12 protein-coding genes are annotated in these 13,947 nt (G+C 70.9%); 4 read left to right on the plus strand and 8 right to left on the minus strand.

The genetic code is table 11. The features are described from left to right. A partial coding sequence (locus ABT367_RS36975) for a diaminobutyrate--2-oxoglutarate transaminase family protein (RefSeq protein ID WP_434975624.1) occupies window positions 1–1,262 on the minus strand: 1,262 nt, incomplete at its 3' end. A 402-nt stretch (window positions 1,263–1,664) separates the two neighbouring features. Here ABT367_RS36975 and ABT367_RS36980 point away from each other — a divergent pair. Then, window positions 1,665–2,888 (plus strand): trypsin-like serine peptidase, encoded by a 1,224-nt coding sequence (locus ABT367_RS36980; RefSeq protein ID WP_352257776.1) that lies wholly within the window; start codon window positions 1,665–1,667, stop codon window positions 2,886–2,888. A 189-nt stretch (window positions 2,889–3,077) separates the two neighbouring features. Then, window positions 3,078–4,268, plus strand: a complete 1,191-nt coding sequence (locus ABT367_RS36985) for a trypsin-like serine peptidase (RefSeq protein ID WP_352257777.1) — start codon at window positions 3,078–3,080, stop codon at window positions 4,266–4,268. 70 nt (window positions 4,269–4,338) lie between these two features. On the opposite strand, the gene hflX is transcribed toward ABT367_RS36985, so the two are convergent. From hflX to miaA, 6 genes are all read right to left on the minus strand, one after another. Continuing rightward, window positions 4,339–5,847, minus strand: coding sequence for a GTPase HflX (gene hflX / locus ABT367_RS36990; protein ID WP_352257779.1), 1,509 nt, complete (start codon window positions 5,845–5,847; stop codon window positions 4,339–4,341). A gap of 210 nt (window positions 5,848–6,057) precedes the next feature. Further along, window positions 6,058–7,506: a M1 family metallopeptidase gene (locus ABT367_RS36995; RefSeq protein ID WP_352257781.1), complete on the minus strand. Its 1,449-nt coding sequence runs from the start codon at window positions 7,504–7,506 to the stop codon at window positions 6,058–6,060. A 78-nt stretch (window positions 7,507–7,584) separates the two neighbouring features. Beyond that, a complete protein-coding gene (locus ABT367_RS37000; protein ID WP_352257783.1) occupies window positions 7,585–9,690 on the minus strand; it encodes a RelA/SpoT family protein in 2,106 nt (701 codons plus the stop codon). A 193-nt stretch (window positions 9,691–9,883) separates the two neighbouring features. Continuing rightward, window positions 9,884–10,747 (minus strand): diaminopimelate epimerase, encoded by an 864-nt coding sequence (dapF, locus tag ABT367_RS37005; protein ID WP_352257785.1) that lies wholly within the window; start codon window positions 10,745–10,747, stop codon window positions 9,884–9,886. A gap of 66 nt (window positions 10,748–10,813) precedes the next feature. Next, window positions 10,814–11,320 (minus strand): hypothetical protein, encoded by a 507-nt coding sequence (locus ABT367_RS37010; RefSeq protein ID WP_352257795.1) that lies wholly within the window; start codon window positions 11,318–11,320, stop codon window positions 10,814–10,816. Window positions 11,321–11,425: 105 nt separating this feature from the next. Further along, complete coding sequence (gene miaA, locus ABT367_RS37015) at window positions 11,426–12,376, minus strand: tRNA (adenosine(37)-N6)-dimethylallyltransferase MiaA (protein WP_352257787.1); 951 nt, start codon at window positions 12,374–12,376, stop codon at window positions 11,426–11,428. A gap of 181 nt (window positions 12,377–12,557) precedes the next feature. Between miaA and ABT367_RS37020 the strand changes: the two genes are divergently transcribed. Beyond that, entirely contained in the window at window positions 12,558–12,839 is a 282-nt protein-coding gene (locus ABT367_RS37020) for a hypothetical protein (protein WP_352257788.1), read from the plus strand. A 43-nt stretch (window positions 12,840–12,882) separates the two neighbouring features. Beyond that, window positions 12,883–13,239, plus strand: coding sequence for an antitoxin (locus ABT367_RS37025; RefSeq protein ID WP_352257789.1), 357 nt, complete (start codon window positions 12,883–12,885; stop codon window positions 13,237–13,239). Window positions 13,240–13,348: 109 nt separating this feature from the next. Here the strand turns inward: ABT367_RS37025 and ABT367_RS37030 are convergent. Further along, window positions 13,349–13,947 (minus strand): class III extradiol dioxygenase subunit B-like domain-containing protein (locus ABT367_RS37030; RefSeq protein ID WP_352257791.1); only part of this gene is annotated, 599 nt, incomplete at its 5' end.

Consider the following 13,947-nt stretch of genomic DNA (forward strand, 5'->3'; position numbering starts at 1 on the left):
GCCGCACCCCGCGGCCCGCCGAGGCCGAGGCCGCGGCTACGCCCAGCCGACCCCACACCCCCCTCCGCATCCACAAACTCCACCCCGATCATCAACCCCCGCCCCCGCACATCCCCCACACACCCATACGCCCCCACCAGCTCCCCCAACTGCGCCAGCATCCGCGCCCCCAACACCTCCGCACGCGCGGCGAGCTGGTTCTCGCGGACGTAGGCGAGGGTCGCCGCGCCCGCGGCCATGGCGAGTTGGTTGCCGCGGAAGGTGCCCGCGTGCGCGCCCGGCTCCCAGACGTCGAGGTCGTCGCGGTAGACGAGGACCGCCAGCGGAAGGCTGCCGCCGATGGCCTTGGAGAGCACCATCACGTCGGGCACGACCCCGCTGTGCTCCACGCCCCAGAACGCCCCCGTGCGCCCGACCCCCGTCTGCACTTCGTCGGCGATCAGCGGAATCCCCCGCTCGGCGGTCAGCTCGCGCATCCGCCGCAGCCAGCCGTCCGGCGCGGGCAGCACCCCGCCCTCACCCTGCACCGGTTCCACGATCATTCCGGCCGGCAGCGGCACCCCGGACTTGGGGTCGTCGAGCAGTGACTCGGTCCAGTGCGCGGCGAGTTCGGCGCCCCGCTCGCCGCCCACCCCGTACGGACAGCGGTAGTCCTGCGGGAACGGCAGCCTGGTGACCCGTACGTCCTGAGCACCGCCCGAGGCCTCCAGGGCCCCCGCGGTCATCCCGTGATACGCCCCCGTGAACGCGAGCATCCCGCTGCGCCCCGTCGCCGTACGCACCAGTTTCAGCGCGGCCTCGACCGCGTCCGTCCCGGCGGGGCCGCAGAACTGCACCCGCCCCCGGTCGGCCAGTTCCTTCGGCAGCGTGGCGAACAGTTCGGTGGTGAAAGCGTCCTTGACCGGTGTGGCCAGGTCGAGGACATGCAGCGGCGCCCCCGAGTCGAGGACGTCGCGGATCGCTTCGAGCACCACCGGATGGTTGTGCCCGAGCGCCAACGTCCCGGCGCCGGACAGGCAGTCGAGATAACGCCGCCCGTCCGCCCCCTCGATGGTCAGTCCACGGGCCCGTACGGGAACGATCGGCAGGGACCGCGCATAGGTGCGCGCCGACGACTCCCGCGACGACTGCCGCCGCAGAATCCCCTCGGCCCCATGGGCCGCGGCTCCCTCACCGAAGGAGCCCTGCCGCGCAAGGGGCACCCCTCCCCCGTCCCTCCACGGCGGCGCGTCGGCGCTCACCGTCGGCTCGGTCACGGCCACGGCGTTCGGTCCTCCCCTGGTGCGGCGGTGTGCGGACGCGGAACACGGCCGTCGTAAGAGCCGGACCAACCGGCGGTACGGCGTCGATATCCGCGGACATAAGGGGAGTTGAACGCTGTTCGCGTATCCCCCGTACGTACCAACGACGAGGGGGCCGGGGGATCACGGGCGTACGGAAGATCCTTGCCGTGACGGAACCGTTGCCGATCCGTCGGAAGTCCCCAATGGCACCGGCATAGGGTGGTTGCCGCCCGATCCGAGAAACGAGACCGGCACCGTTACCGGCTCCGACACCCGGTGCGGGCGCCGAAAACAACCGCCAGAGCAGCCGGCACAGCCACCAGTACAGCCAGCACAGCCAGAAGAACAGCCAGCACAGCCCGACCAGGGGGAGATCCGGATATGCGACCCATACGCCCGCTGCACGCCGTACGCGCGAGGAGGGGCGCGGGCAGCACCACGGCACGCCGTCGCAGCACTCCCCTCTCCGCGCTCGCGCTCTGCGCGGCCCTCGCGCTCACGGCCACCGCCTGCAACGGCGACGACGGCAACGACGCGGCGAACAAGCCGCCTTCGACCGCCACCGACGACAGCATCAAGATCCCCGACGGTCTCAAGGACCGGCTCAAGGAGCACGGGATCGATCTCGATCAGTGGAAGGACGGCGCCTGGAAGGACTGGGACAAGGACCAGTGGCTGCGCGAGGCCGAGGACTTCATCAACCCGATCATCGATGATCTGTGGGATGAGGACCGGATGCGCGACGCGGACAAGCAGCCCGCGAAGCCGGTCGAGGACGACATCTCCGGTGACCAGGGCAAGACCGATCCGACCCCGGCGCCGGTCGAGGCCGCAGCCCTGAACACGCCCTACACGGACGCCTCCCCGGCCACCGGCAAGCTCTTCTTCGACGGTCCCGAGGGCTCCATGGTCTGTTCGGCGACGGTCGTCTCGGACCCGGCCAACCCGGGCAAGTCGAACATGGTGTGGACCGCGGGCCACTGTGTGCACGCGGGCAAGGAGGGCGGCTGGTACCGCAACATCATGTTCGTGCCCTCGTACAACAACGAGGGCAAGTCGGCCGCCGAGCTGGAGGGCGCGCCCAAGGAGGAGATGGCTCCGCACGGTCTCTACTGGGCCGACTGGGCGCAGACCTCGCAGCAGTGGATCGAGACCGGCGGCCCGACGGGCGGCGCCGGCGCTCCGTACGACTTCGCCGTGCTGCATGTGAAGCCGGAGAACGACAACGGCAAGTCACTCGAGGAGACGGTGGGCGGCGCGCTTCCGGTCGAGTTCAAGGCACCGGCCGTGTCCAGCATCGAGTCGATCACCGCGACCGGCTACCCGGCGGCTCCGCCCTACGACGGCCAGCGCCAGCTCGCCTGCGCCGACAAGCCGGGCCGGCTCTCGCTGACCGCCGAGGACCCGACGATGTACCGCATCGGCTGCACCATGACCGGTGGTTCGTCCGGCGGCGGCTGGGTCGCCGAGGGCGCCGACGGCAAGCCCGCGCTGGTCTCCAACACCTCGATCGGCCCGGTGACGGCGGGCTGGCTCGCCGGTCCGCGGCTCGGCGAGGAGGCCAAGGGGATCTACGACGCGGTGAGTGAGAAGTTCGCCGGCTGAGGCCCTGACGCGGGGCGCGTTCCTCCGTTCCGGGACGGAGCGCGCCCTGCCGATATCTTCACCCACCCGCCGCCGTGCACCCACAACTCACCGTGCATAGTGGGTTCTCGTGCCTGGAGGCGGACGCATCCGCGTCGCACTCTGACGCATCCATGACAGAAATCGCCACTCAACGGGGGTCACACCACCATGCGTTCCATCAGACCAACCGCCGTGCGCCTGGCCGCGATAGGCCTTGTCTCGGCGCTCGCGCTCACCGCCTGCGGCGGCGAGGACGACCCGAAGGCGGCCGACAAGCCGTCCACTTCGCAGGGCGCCGACACGGGCTCGGACGACCTCCCGGAGATCCCCGCCGACCTGACCGACCGGCTCAAGAAGCACGGCATCGATCTGGACGAGTGGAAGAAGGGCGGCTGGAAGAACTGGGACAAGGACCAGTGGCTGCGCGAGGCCGAGGACTTCGTCAACCCGGTGATCAAGGACCTCTGGAAGCCTGAGCGCATGGAGGACGCCAAGGACCCGGTCCAGACGATCGACACCAAGGCCGCCTCCAGCAGCGACGCGGGCGTGACCGACCCCGAGCCGGCCTCGGTCGAGGCGCAGGAGGAGAACAAGCCGTACTGGAAGCACGCCGCTCCGGTCGGCAAGATCTTCTTCGACACTCCTGAAGGCGCGGCCGTCTGCTCCGGCACTGTCGTCAAGGACCCCAACAACCCGGGCAAGTCCAACCTCGTGTGGACCGCGGGTCACTGTGTGCACGCCGGCGCCGAGGGCGGCTGGTACCGGAACATCGCGTTCATCCCCGCGTACAACAAGGACGGCAAGTCGCCGGCCGAGCTGCAGAACGCGGGCGCTCAGGACATCGCCCCGTACGGCCAGTTCTGGGCCGACTGGGTCTCGACCTCCGGTGAGTGGATCGACGGCACCACGGCGGCGACGGCCGGCGCCTCGTACGAGTACGACTACGCCGTGCTCCACGTGCAGCCCGAGCAGGGCGGCAAGTCCCTGGAGGAGACGATCGGCACGGCGCTGCCGGTCGACTTCGACGCACCCTCCGCGACCGAGATCGGCACGATGGGCGCCTGGGGTTACCCGCAGGCTCCGCCGTTCAACGGTGTGCAGATGTTCAAGTGCCTGGACAAGCCGGTGCGCCTTTCGCTGACGCAGTCGGCGCCGACGATGTTCCGGATCGGCTGCACCATGACGGCCGGTTCCTCCGGTGGCGGCTGGTTCCACGTCAAGCCGGACAAGAAGACGTACCTGGTCTCGAACACCTCGATCGGCCCGGCCGGCAGCGCGGGCTGGCTCGCGGGACCGCAACTCGGCCAGGGCGCCGAGCAGTTGTTCCTGCAGATGAGTGAGAAGTACGGCGACAAGTAGGTCCCGGCAGCAGCGAAGGCCCGCCTCCCGAAAGGGAGGCGGGCCTTCTGCCGTATCTGTCGGTGGTACCTCAGCCCTTGGCCGGCACGAACGTCGACAGCTCGGCCGCCAACTCCTCGTGCACCAGCGCCTTGAGCAGCGTGCCCTCGCCCGTGTGCTCCTCGGAGAGGACCTCGCCCTCGGCGTGCGCGCGGGCGATGAGCGCGCCCTGCGTGTACGGCACGAGCGCCTCGATCTCGACCGAGGGGCGCGGCAGTTCGGCGTCGATGAGCGCGAGCAGCTTGTCGATGCCCTCGCCCGTACGGGCCGAGACGGCCAGTGCGTACCGCTCGTTGGCGAGCAGGCGCTGCAGGACGACCGGGTCCGCCGCGTCCGCCTTGTTGATCACCACGATCTCCCGGACGTCGGTGGCACCGACATCCCGGATCACCTCGCGTACGGCGGCGAGCTGCTCCTCCGGCGCCGGGTGCGAACCGTCGACCACGTGCAGGATCAGGTCGGACTCGCCGACCTCCTCCATCGTGGAGCGGAACGCCTCGACGAGGTGGTGCGGCAGATGCCGTACGAACCCGACGGTGTCGGCGAGCGTGTAGACCCGGCCGCTCGGCGTCTCCGCCTTGCGGACGGTCGGGTCGAGGGTGGCGAACAGCGCGTTCTCCACCAGCACACCCGCGCCCGTCAGACGGTTGAGCAGCGAGGACTTGCCCGCGTTGGTGTAGCCGGCGATGGCCACCGACGGCACCTTGTTGCGCTTGCGCTCCTGGCGCTTGATGTCGCGGCCCGTCTTCATCTCCGCGATCTCACGGCGCATCTTCGCCATCTTCTCGCGGATCCGCCGCCGGTCCGTTTCGATCTTGGTCTCACCGGGGCCTCGGGTGGCCATGCCGCCACCGCCGCCGCCACCCATCTGCCGGGAGAGCGACTGACCCCAGCCGCGCAGCCGCGGCAGCATGTACTGCATCTGCGCGAGCGCGACCTGCGCCTTGCCCTCTCGGGACTTGGCGTGCTGGGCGAAGATGTCGAGGATCAGGGCGGTCCGGTCGACCACCTTGACCTTGACGACGTCTTCGAGATGGATGAGCTGGCCGGGGCTGAGCTCACCGTCGCAGACCACGGTGTCGGCTCCGGTCTCCACGACGATGTCGCGCAGCTCCAGGGCCTTGCCGGAGCCGATGTACGTGGCCGGGTCGGGCTTGTCGCGGCGCTGGAAGACACCGTCGAGCACCTGGGAACCGGCCGTCTCGGCGAGTGCGGCGAGCTCCGCGAGGGAGTTCTCCGCGTCCTGCAGGGTGCCGTCGGTCCAGACACCGACGAGGACCACGCGCTCCAGACGGAGCTGGCGGTACTCGACCTCGGTGACGTCCTCGAGCTCGGTGGACAGACCCGCCACGCGACGCAGGGACGCCCGCTCGGAACGGTCGTACTGCTCACCGTCCCGCGCGGAGTCGATCTCCTGGCTCCAGGCGACGTCCTCTTCCATCAGGGCTTCGGCCCGAAGTCCTTCGGGGAGGCTCGGCGCGAGGTGGGTGGTCTGGTCCTGCGGGTCCTGCGCGTCCTGGGAAGGGGAAGAGAAGGTCAAGTGGATCCTTTACGTCGATATGGATGCGGGGCCTAAGGTTCGTACGGCTCCCACGCTTGGGTCAACGACTTCCGGTGCCCCAGGATTCCCGGGGCCGCCGTGCGACGTCGACGGCATCGATGGTCGCACGGCACGGGACGTCTCGTCATCCGGCTTTTCCCCGCCCCGGGCGGGTCTCAGTCCCCGCCCGGGGTCTGGTCCCCTGGTTCCCTAGTCCACCGGATCCGCCTTCCACTGCGGCTTCCCCGGCATGACCGGCGTCTTCTCCCCGTACAGCCATCCCTGGAAGAAACCGGAGAGGTCCCGTCCGGCGACCCGGGACGCGAGGTGCACGAAGTCCGCGGTCGTGGCCACCCCGTCCGCGAAGGACGCGACCCAGGCGCGCTCCAGGCGGTCGAAGGCCTTCGCGCCGATCTCCTGCCGGAGCGCGTACAGGACGAGCGCGCTGCCGTCGTAGACGACCGGGCGGAAGATGCTGATCTTCTGGCCGTGCGAGGGCCGCTTCGGCGCGGCCGGCGGCCCGCCCATCGCGCGCCACGAGTCGGACTGCCGGTACGCGTCGCGCATCCGGTCCTCCAGCGACTGCCCGGCCATCTCGTCGGCGTACAGCGCCTCGTACCAGGAGGCGTGCCCCTCGTTCAGCCACAGGTCGGACCAGGTGCGCGGGCTGACGCTGTTGCCGAACCACTGGTGGGCGAGCTCATGGACCATGATCGAGTCCACGTACCACTCGGGGAACACGCTCCGCGTGAACAGCGAGCGCTCGAAGAGCGACAGGGTCTGCGTCTCGAGCTCGAAGCCCGTCTCGGCGTCGGCGATCAGCACCCCGTACGTCTCGAAGGGGTAGCGCCCGATCTTCCGCTCCATCCACGCGATCTGGTCCGGCGTCTTGCGCAGCCAGCGCTCGAAGAGCTCCCGGTCCTTGGTGGGCACCACATCGCGTACGTGCAGTCCGTGCGGCCCCTTGCGGTGCACGACGGTGGAGTGGCCGATGGAGACCTGGGCGAGCTCGGTCGCCATGGGGTGCACGGTGCGGTACGTCCAGGTGGTGTCGGACCCGGACCTGTCGCGCCCGGCGGCGAGCCCGTTGGCGACGGCGGTGTACTCGCGCGGCGCCGTCACCCGGAAGGTGAACCGGGCCTTGTCCGAGGGGTGGTCGTTGCAGGGGAACACCAGGTGCGCCGCATCCGCCTGGTTCGCCATGACGAGCCCGTCGCCGGTGCGTACCCAGCCGCCCTCGTACTGCTTGTCGGGGACCGGGTCGCTGGTGTGGTGCACGGTGATCCGCATCCGGCTGCCGGCGGGCAGCTCGCGGGCGGGAGTGACGATCAGATCCTCACCCATGCTCGCGAAGGCCGCCTTGGCGCCGTTGACCTCGACGGAACGCACCTCGCCCTGCGCGAAGTCGAGGTTGACGCGGTCGAGGGAATCGGTGGCCACCGCGTCGATCTTCGTGACGGCGTCGAGGGGATCCAGGTTGGAACCGCCGTAGTTGAACGAGAGGTCGTACGCCTGGACGTCGTAACCGGGGTTGCCCAGGTGCGGGAAGAGCGGGTCGCCGATGCCGAGCGGCGCGGCGGGCGAGGGCGCGCTCGCGGCGAGCAGGGAAAGCGAGGCGGCGGCCAGGAGCGCGGCCTTGAGACGGGGCTTGAGCAGCATGGATTACGGCTATCAGCGCGCACCGCGTCGGCGTCGACGGCGCGAGCGCGACCCACTCGAACGGGGCCCTCGTCCAGACTACGAAGTCGCCGCCGCCCGGTGCTGCGCGCGGCTCACGTCGTACACGCCGGCGACCTTGCGCATGGCCCGCATCAGGCCCGGAAGGCGTGCGGCGTCGGGGAGTTGCAGCGTGTACGTATGGCGTACGCGGCCTTCGGTGGGCGGTTCGACCGTCGCCGAGACGATCGCGACGCCCTCGACCGCGATGGCCTCGGTCAGGTCGGCAAGCAGATGCGGGCGCCCGAAGGACTCGGCGGTGAGCGTCACACGGCAGGACGCAGAGTCCACCCAGCGCACCCCGACGGGCCCGCGACCGAGCCCGGCCATCCGGCCCACGGCGGGGCAGCCGACGCGGTGCACGGTCACCACGTTGCCGCGGACAGCGAACCCGGTGACGGCATCGGGCGGCACCGGCGTACAGCACCCCGCGAGCCGGACCGAGGCGCCGGGCAGATCGACGACCGCGTTGGCCGCGCTGTGCCGCGCGCCCGCGACCGTGAGGCCGGGCCTGGGTTCGGCGGATTCGGGCGCCTCCCGGCGGTCGGGGTGCTCGGCGAACCAGCTCTTGATCGCGATACGGGCGGCCGGTGTACGGGCGTGGTCCAGCCACTCGGCATCGGGCCCGGACCCGGTCTCGCGGGGCGCGAGCAGGATCTGCACGGTGTCGCCGTCGCGCAGGGCCGTACTGAGCGTGGTGAGCCGGTCGTTGACCCGTACGCCGATACAGAAGTGCGCGCCTTCGCCGTACTGCGCATAGGCCGCGTCCACACAGGTCGCGCCCGCCGGCAGCCCGAGCGTGCCGCCGTCGGTGCGGTACACGGTGATCTCCCGGTCCTGGGAGAGCTCTTCGCGCAGCGAGGACCAGAACGTGTCCGGATCGGGTGCCGCCTGCTGCCAGTCGAGCAGCCGGGACAGCCAGCCCGGCCGGGTGGGGTCGGCGCGTTCACCGTCGGGCGCGGGCTCCTCCGACTCCGATACGGGCTGCGCGTACGGATTGCCGAGGGCGACGACGCCCGCTTCGGCGACCTTGTGCATCTGGTGCGTACGGATGAGGACTTCGGCCACGTCGCCGCCGTCGCGGCCCACCACGGCGGTGTGCAGCGACTGGTAGAGGTTGAACTTGGGCACGGCGATGAAGTCCTTGAACTCCGAGACCACCGGCGTGAAACAGGTGTGCAGCTCGCCGAGCACGCCGTAGCAGTCGGCGTCCTCGTTCACGAGCACGAGCAGGCGCCCGAAGTCGGCGCCGCGCAGCTCGCCGCGTTTCATGCGGACCCGGTGCACGGAGACGAAGTGCCGTGGCCTGATGAGGACTTCGGCCTCGATATCGGCCTCGCGCAGCACGTTGCGCACGTCGTCGGCGATGGCCGCCAGGGGGTTGCGGCCGCGCTCGTTCTCGTCGATCAGGGCCTTGGTCTTCGCGTACTCCTCGGGGTGCAGGATCGCGAAGACAAGGTCCTCGAGCTCGGTCTTGAGGGCCTGGACGCCCAGTCGTTCGGCGAGCGGGATGAGGACGTCCCGCGTCACCTTGGCGATGCGGGCCTGCTTCTCGGGGCGCATCACGCCGAGGGTGCGCATGTTGTGCAGCCGGTCGGCGAGCTTGATGGACATCACTCGCACGTCGTTGCCGGTCGCGACGAGCATCTTGCGGAAGGTCTCGGGCTCGGCGGCGGCGCCGTAGTCGATCTTCTCCACCTTGGTGACGCCGTCGACGAGGTAGCAGACCTCGTCGCCGAACCCGTCCCGCACCTGATCGAGCGTCACCTCGGTGTCCTCGACCGTGTCATGGAGGAGCGAGGCCACCAACGTCGTGGTCTCTGCGCCGAGTTGGGCGAGGATCAGGGTCACGGCGAGCGGATGGGTGATGTACGGCTCGCCGCTCTTGCGCATCTGACCACGGTGCGAGGACTCGGCGAGGACATAGGCGCGGCGCAGGGCGTCGATCTCGGCGTCGGGGTAGTGGGCGCGATGCGCCTCGACCACATGGCCGATGGCGTCGGGCAGCCGGCCGCGCGAGGCGGAGCCGCGCATGGCGGCCCGCCCGAGGCGGCGCAGATCGAGCCGGGACCGGACACGCTTGCGGGGCGCTCCCGGGCTTACGGGGCCTGTCGCCTCTGCACTCATCCTGTGCACCTCCGGCTGCGTCGACCGGCACCCTCGTGAACGGGGCGACGCGTCCATGGTGCGGACCCTGATGCATGAACCGCTGACACATGAACCGCGCCGTCCGGGCCGGTGCTTGATGCTACCGACCCCATCACGCGCCGCTCACCGGCTCTCGCCCAGCGTGAAACGGATCACCCATTCGAGCGAAGGTTCAGGCGCCAAGGTTTTCGAACCACTCGGAACTGATCTCACCCTCGGCGACGATCACCGCGGGGCCGGTCATCTCGATTTCTCCGTCGACCCGCTCGGTGATCACGAGGCGTCCACCGGGCAGATCGATCGTGTACGTGACGGGGGCACCGGTCACCGCCGGGTCGAGCCCGTCGCGCCGCGCCGTGGCCACGGCCACCGCGCACGCTCCCGTACCGCAGGAGCGGGTCTCGCCGACGCCGCGCTCGTGCACGCGCATGGCGACATGACGTTCGCCGCGGTCGACGACGAACTCCACGTTGACACCGTCGGGGTAGACCCCGGCGGGCGCCGTGAGCGGTGCTGTGAACAGGTGGCCGGCCTGGTCGAGGTCGTCGACGAAGGCGACGGCGTGCGGGTTGCCCATGTTCACGTTGCGGGCGGGCCAGCTGTGCTCGCCGACGGTGACGGTGGCCTGCTCCTCGGGGAAGGCGGCCTTCCCCATGGAGACCGTGACATCGCCGTCCTTGGCGATGTGCACGCGCTTGACCCCGCCACGGGTGGCGACGGCGACGTCGCCCGCTTCCACGTGCCCGGCGCGCTGCAGATAGTGGGCGAAGACCCGTACGCCGTTGCCGCACATCTCGGCGACGGAGCCGTCACCGTTGCGGTAGTCCATGAACCACTCGGCCTCGCCCGCCATGTGCCGGGCCTCGGGGTGCGCGGCCGAGCGCACCACGTGCAGCAGCCCGTCCCCGCCGAGTCCGGCACGCCGGTCGCAGAGCACGGCGACGGCGTTCGGTCCGAGCTCGATGGCATTGTCCGGGTCGGGCACGATCACGAAGTCGTTCTGCGTGCCGTGACCCTTGAGGAAGGCGATGCTCATCCCTCGATCGTACGGGGTGGGCGCCCGCTTCCTCCGGCCGCGGTCGGCGCACCCGGGACGCGCTGGTCAGCGCAGTCGGGCGACCCGCCACACGGCCAGGACGGCGAGCACACCGACGACCGCCGTGTACGCCAGGACGACCCGCCAGTCCGGACGGTGTCCGGAGCCTCGGACAGGAAGACCCGGCCAGGTGTGACCGACGCGACGGGCGGCCATCACGCCCCAGCCGGCCGCGCAGCAGCTGATCAGGAGGCCGAGCATGGCCACCACCGCGCCGCCGTCGCCGAACTCGAAGGCGAGCGGGAACGCGAACATCAAAGAGCCGAGGGTCGCGAGGACCACGATCGGCGCGATCTGCCAGATCCGGAGCTTGCGCTGCGGCCTCAGCTCGACCTCGACCTCGGAACCGGCCAGTGCGGCCGCCTCTTCGGCGGGATCGGGGCCGTCGGGCACCACGCCGCCTTCGTCCGCCTGCTCGGGCAGGTTCACTCCCTGCTCAGGCTCCGATTGCGGACCATCGGGGCTCAGCTGCCCCTGCTCCTCATGTGCGGTGTCGCGAGGGCCGGCCTCCATCGCCACGCGCCCTCCCAACTGGACTCCACGATCGATCGAAGCTTGATGATGGCACGGGCGGTCAGGCCCGGATGACCGCCGGAGCGTCCCGATGCCATCACGTGATCAGGCTGTGACCGCTCGTTCGACCAACGCCATTGCCCGGTCCGGGAGTTCCCCGCGGTCGGCCGCGGCGCCGCTGAGCCAGTGCACCCGCGGGTCGCGCCGGAACCAGGAGTCCTGACGGCGCGCGAAGCGCTTGGTGGCGCGCACGGTCTCGGCACGCGCCTCGTCCTCGGTGCACTCCCCCGCGACAGCGGCGAGCACCTGCTGGTAGCCGAGCGCGCGCGAAGCCGTACGGCCCTCGCGCAGCCCCTGGGCCTCGAGGGCCCGCACCTCGTCCACGAGACCCGCCTCCCACATACGGTCGACGCGCAGCGCAATCCGCTCGTCCAGCTCGGGGCGTGCGACGTCGACGCCGATCTGCACGGTGTCGTACACGGAGTCGTGGCCCGGCAGATTCGCCGTGAACGGCTGTCCGGTGATCTCGATGACCTCGAGGGCACGCACGATGCGCCGGCCGTTGCTCGGCAGGATCGCCTTGGCCGCGTCGGGGTCGGCGGCGGCGAGCCTGGCGTGCAGGGCGCCGGAGCCGCGCAGCGCGAGCTCCTCCTCGAGGCGGGCGCGCACCGCAGGATCCGTACCGGGGAATTCGAGCTGGTCGACGGCGCCGCGCACGTAGAGGCCCGAGCCGCCGACGAGGACGGGCCAGCGGCCCTCGGCGAGCAGCCGGTCGATCTCGGCGCGGGCCAGTTTCTGGTACTCGGCGACGCTGGCGGCCTCCGTCACGTCCCAGATGTCCAGGAGGTGGTGCGGGATGCCCGCGCGCTCCTCGGGCGTCAGCTTGGCGGTGCCGATGTCCATCCCACGGTAGAGCTGCATGGAGTCCGCGTTGACGACTTCACCGCCGAGTTCCCGGGCGAGGAAGACGCCGAGATCCGACTTGCCGGCGGCGGTGGGCCCGACTACGGCGATGACACGGGGCCCTGTAGCGGGCGCGACTGCTGCGGTACTCACCGGACCAGTCTGGCAGGCGCCCGGCAAGTCCTCGAACGAGCTACGTGACACCACGCCTTCCCCTTCGTTGCCTGTTGCGAGGTTTCGGCCGCCGGTTTCGAGGACCGGAGACCCGGACGTCACAAGGAGACGCACCGGGCGGCGCGGGATTCCCCTCACACGAGTACGGTTTGGAGTAGAAATGGGCGTTTTTTCACGGTTCCGTCGCAAGGGCAAGGAGACCGAGGTCGCGTCAACGGCGGAGGGTTCGACGGCCACTCTGACGGCCGAGCCCGAAGCCGAGGCCGCGGCCGCCGCCGAGGCCGGTGCCACCCCCGAGGCCGAGGCCGCACCGGAGCCGGAGGGCAGGACGGCCGAGGAGGCCGGCGCCGAGACAGCTGCCGCCGAGGGAGTGGAGATCCCGAAGCAGCAGTCGGCCGAGCAGGCGGCGGACAACGAGGCCGGCGAAGGCGCCCGCAAGTAGCCGTCCGCGCACGCGGCGGTCCGACGAAGAAGGTGCGAAAGCCATGGGCCTCCTTGACACGCTGAAGGCCAAGCTCGCCCCGGCCAAGGACAAGGCCGCGGGCCTTGCCAAGGAGCACGGGGGCAAGATCGAGCAGGGTCTGGACAAGGCCGCGAAGGCGGTCGACGAGAAGACCAAGGGCAAGTACAGCGACAAGATCCAGTCGGGTACCGGCAAGGCGAAGGACGCGCTTGACCGGCTGTCCGAGGGGTCCGCCACGGGTGCCGCTTCCGACGGGTCTCCTGCTCAGGGGCCCGGTACGTCGCCGCCCGCCCAGGGAACGGGCACGCCGCCTCCTGCGCAGGGGCCCGGTACACCTCCGGCTGCCGGCGGGAGCACGCCGACTCCGCCGGCCGCCTGACAGGGCCGACCACTGACGGCCGTGGGGCGTATGCGCCCCGCGGCCGTCTGAGCACGTGCGGGGTGGGTCAGGACAACGCGTTGGGTGGGTCGGGACAGAGGGCGGCCGGTCAGGACCAAGCCGCAACCAGATACCCCACGCCGTAGGGCGCCTCGTCGTACAGCAGCGTGCCGCTGAGGCCCGCGCCTTCGGCCGCGCCGGCAAGCACCTGCCAGGGGGCACGGCCCGCCGCCTTGAGCTCGTACGCGAGCTCCGCGTCCAGCGCCCTGAGCGCGGGCAGGTCCGCCGACCCCAGGGCACGGGCCGCCTCGGCGTCGAAGGGCTCGGCGCGTTCGTCCAGGTAGCCAGGGGCCTTCAGCGTCCGGCAGGCGCTCCCGTCGCCCATGACGAGCAGCGCCACGCGCTCGGCCCGGACGGCCAGTTCGGATCCGACCTCCAAGCAGCGCTCGGGCGCGAGCGGCTCGCCGACGCCGAGCCCTTCGACGTGCCCGGCCCATTGCGCCCGCTCCAGGAGCCAGGCGGCCACGGCGAGCGAGGCCGGCAGCTCCCCGTCCTTGGCCTCCCCGCTCCCCAGCTGTACGGCGAGGTCCACGCCGAAGCCCGCGAAGCTTCCGGTCGTCCCCTGCGGATGCGGGCCCCGCCCGCTCTGCTCCGCCGGACCGACGACGATCAGCCGGTCGGGGCGGGCGGCGGCGAGCACGCCGATCG

This window comes from Streptomyces mesophilus (assembly GCF_040300965.1).
In the GTDB taxonomy this organism is placed as follows: domain Bacteria; phylum Actinomycetota; class Actinomycetes; order Streptomycetales; family Streptomycetaceae; genus Streptomyces; species Streptomyces mesophilus_A.

Coding starts and splice junctions, on each gene's coding strand:
- ABT367_RS36980 (WP_352257776.1), top strand. CDS start 1,665: ATGCGACCCATACGCCCGCTGCACGCCGTACGCGCGAGGAGGGGCGCG.
- ABT367_RS36985 (WP_352257777.1), top strand. CDS start 3,078: ATGCGTTCCATCAGACCAACCGCCGTGCGCCTGGCCGCGATAGGCCTT.
- ABT367_RS36995 (WP_352257781.1), bottom strand. CDS start 7,506: ATGCTGCTCAAGCCCCGTCTCAAGGCCGCGCTCCTGGCCGCCGCCTCG.
- ABT367_RS37000 (WP_352257783.1), bottom strand. CDS start 9,690: ATGAGTGCAGAGGCGACAGGCCCCGTAAGCCCGGGAGCGCCCCGCAAG.
- dapF (WP_352257785.1), bottom strand. CDS start 10,747: ATGAGCATCGCCTTCCTCAAGGGTCACGGCACGCAGAACGACTTCGTG.
- ABT367_RS37010 (WP_352257795.1), bottom strand. CDS start 11,320: ATGGAGGCCGGCCCTCGCGACACCGCACATGAGGAGCAGGGGCAGCTG.
- ABT367_RS37020 (WP_352257788.1), top strand. CDS start 12,558: ATGGGCGTTTTTTCACGGTTCCGTCGCAAGGGCAAGGAGACCGAGGTC.
- ABT367_RS37025 (WP_352257789.1), top strand. CDS start 12,883: ATGGGCCTCCTTGACACGCTGAAGGCCAAGCTCGCCCCGGCCAAGGAC.